3 protein-coding genes and 1 pseudogene are annotated in these 2,792 nt (G+C 78.0%); all 4 read left to right on the top strand.

The window, feature by feature from the left end; all coding sequences use genetic code 11:
* The first annotated feature begins 92 nt into the window (after positions 1-92).
* A complete protein-coding gene (locus tag FOE67_RS21900) occupies positions 93-650 on the top strand; it encodes a YqgE/AlgH family protein (RefSeq protein WP_182666561.1) in 558 nt (185 codons plus the stop codon).
* Between the two features lie 11 nt (positions 651-661).
* Positions 662-958: a DUF3039 domain-containing protein gene (locus FOE67_RS21905; RefSeq protein ID WP_182666562.1), complete on the top strand. Its 297-nt coding sequence runs from the start codon at positions 662-664 to the stop codon at positions 956-958.
* A 522-nt stretch (positions 959-1,480) separates the two neighbouring features.
* On the top strand, positions 1,481-2,377 hold the full coding sequence (locus FOE67_RS21910) for an FAD binding domain-containing protein (RefSeq protein WP_182666563.1): 897 nt from the start codon (positions 1,481-1,483) through the stop codon (positions 2,375-2,377).
* A 5-nt stretch (positions 2,378-2,382) separates the two neighbouring features.
* Positions 2,383-2,792: pseudogene (locus tag FOE67_RS21915) on the top strand (hypothetical protein); the annotation flags it as partial.

A 2,792-nucleotide genomic window follows, 5' to 3' on the forward strand; every position in this document is an offset into this window, starting at 1 on the left:
GGGCGCCCCGACCCCGATCCCCCCGGGGGTCCGCCGGGGCGCCCTGCGCCGTTGCCCTCCCGAGCGGCCCCCGGATGGGCAATCATGTCGTCATGCCCGAGGTGTCCTCGCTCGCCGGGCGGCTGTTGGTGGCCGCCCCCGCCCTGGCGGATCCCAACTTCACGCGTTCCGTCGTCCTGGTCCTGGACCACGACGACGACGGCGCCCTCGGGGTGGTCCTCAACCGCCCCACCCCCGTGGACGTCTCCGAGGTCCTGGAACCCTGGGCCGCCCTCGCCGGCGAGCCCGGGGTCGTGTTCCAGGGCGGCCCGGTGGCCCTGGACGCCGCGCTCGCCCTGGCCGTGGTCCCCGGCGAGGGCCCGCTCGGCTGGCGGCGCGTGCACGGCTCGATCGGATTGGTGGACCTCGACGCGCCCCCCGAGGTGCTCGCGGGCGAGGTGGGCTCGCTGCGGGTCTTCGCCGGCTACGCCGGGTGGGGCGCCGGGCAACTGGAGAGCGAGCTGGACGAGGGCGCCTGGTACGTCGTGGACTCCGAGCCGGGGGACGTCTCGGTGCCCCGACCGGAGGGCCTGTGGCGGGCCGTGCTGCGGCGCCAGCGCTCCGGGCTGGCCCTGTTGGCCACATACCCGGACGACCCGTCGCTCAATTAGGCTTGGGACCCATGAGCACTCCTGAGCCCGAGCGCGGGACGGGCACCGGCACCCTGGTCGAGCCCACCCCGCAGACGACCCACGGTGACGGCGACCACGAGCGTTTCGCGCACTACGTCCAGAAGGACAAGATCATGGCGAGCGCGATCGACGGCAGCCCCGTCGTGGCGCTCTGCGGCAAGGTCTGGGTGCCCGGCCGGGACCCCAAGAAGTACCCGGTGTGCCCCATGTGCAAGGAGATCTACGAGTCCATGAGCTCCTTCGGCGGTCGCGGGGGCAAGGGCGGCGACAAGGGCGGCAAGGGCTGAGCCCCCGTGCCGGGGCCGTGCGGCCCCGGCCGGGACCCGGCGCCCCGCCGGTCGCGTCCACCGGGGCGGCCCCGCGCCGCCCCGGGGACCGCGCCGTCCGCGGCCCCGGGCCGTCCCGTGCCCCGACGGGGTGAGCGGGCGCGCGGCGCGCCCCCACCGTCCTCCGGCGCGCCCGGCGACCCGTGACCACCGGGGCCCGGGCGCGGGCCCGGCGGCACAACACCGCGGGTGAGCCCCCGGGCGAGGAGGAAGAGCAACGGGCTCGGGCCCTTCGACCCGGTGCGCCGGGGACGCCCCCGGGAGAGGCTGTTCCCCGTCGCCCGAACGGCTCCCGGCCGCCGGATCCCCGGCCCCGCGACCCGCGTCGCCGTCCGATCCCCCGGGCGGTCCCCCGGCAGCCCCCGGAAGAGGGCCGCCCCCCGGTTTGCGGGTCGGGAAAATATGCCAGAGTTGCCACCTCCGGGCCGGGAGGACGTACCGTACGGCTCGGGAGCCGGGTTCCACCGGAGAGGGGCAGCAGGAGTGAGCACGCACGCACCGCGCACGGCGCAGCCGGTCGCGCTCCCGGCCACGCTCGACGAGGCCGTCGCGGCGCTGGCCGCGGAGCCCGCCGCGGTGCCGGTGGCGGGCGGAACGGACCTGATGGGGGACGTCAACGCCGGCCTGTTGCGCCCCGCCGCCCTGGTCGGCCTCGGCCGCCTGGGCGAGCTGCGGGGCTGGGAGTACCGCGACGGCCACGCCGTCCTCGGCGCCTGTCTGACCCACGCCCGCATGGGCCGCCCGGACTTCGCCGCACTCATCCCCGCACTGGCCGCCGCCGCCCGCACCGCCGGCCCGCCCCAGGTGCGCAACGCCGGCACCCTGGGCGGCAACATCATCACCGGCGCCGCCACCGGCGACACCCTGCCCGTGCTGGCCGCCCTGGAGGCCCAACTGGTGGTCGTCGGCCCCGAGGGCGCCGAGCGCTCCATCCCGGTGGGGCACCTGCTGGCCGGCCGCGAGCGGCTGCGCCCGGCCGAACTCCTCGCCTTCGTCCGCGTCCCCCTGCTGCACGCCCCGCAGACCTTCCTCAAGGCCACCGGCCGCACCGGCCCCGCCCGGGCCCTGGCCTCGGTCTCCGTGGTGCTGGACCCGGTCCGCCGCGAGGTGCGCTGCGCCGTGGGGGCCGTCGCCCCCATGCCGCTGCGCCCGCTGGAGGCGGAGCGCTGGGTGGCGTCGCTGGTCGACTGGGACGGCGAACGCCGACTGCCGCCGGACGCGTTGGCGGCGTTCGGCGAATACGTGGGGGCGGCCTGCGTGCCGGACCCCGAACCGGGACCGGAGGGCGGGGAGCCCGCCGAACTGTCCCCCGCGCTGCGGCACCTGCGGCGCACGGTGGCGGCGCTGGCCCGCCGCGGACTGGGAAGGGCCCTGTCGTGAGCGACATGAACGAGCACCGATCCCGGCGCCCGGACGAGCCGACCGGCGACCGGTTCGAGGGACCGCAGCAGCACCCCGGACACCCCGAGTACCCGGGCCTTCCGCTGCCGCGCACCGGGTGGGGCGTGGAGTACGACTCCGAGGCCACCGCCCACATCCAGCTGCCCCCCGCCGTCCCGGACACCGACACCTCCGCCGACCCCCTCGCCGCGCCCGGCGGTCAGGACTTCCGTCCCCCGGAGATCGGCACCGAGCCGGTCCTCCCCGGGCCGGAGACCGACCCCGGCGCGCCCGGCCGGTGGGCGAGCTGGACCATGCCCTTCGGCGCGGACGCCGCCCCCGCCCCCGCGGGTCCGGACGCGGCGCTGCGACCCACCGGGACCGGCCCGGCCGGCCCCGCCGAGGCCCCCACCGC

Source organism: Streptomyces calidiresistens (assembly GCF_014141525.1).
Taxonomy (GTDB): domain Bacteria; phylum Actinomycetota; class Actinomycetes; order Streptomycetales; family Streptomycetaceae; genus Streptomyces; species Streptomyces calidiresistens.

Bases quoted from the DNA above. Each gene is read 5' to 3' on its own strand.
- FOE67_RS21900 (WP_182666561.1), top strand. From the start codon at position 93: ATGCCCGAGGTGTCCTCGCTCGCCGGGCGGCTGTTGGTGGCCGCCCCC.
- FOE67_RS21905 (WP_182666562.1), top strand. From the start codon at position 662: ATGAGCACTCCTGAGCCCGAGCGCGGGACGGGCACCGGCACCCTGGTC.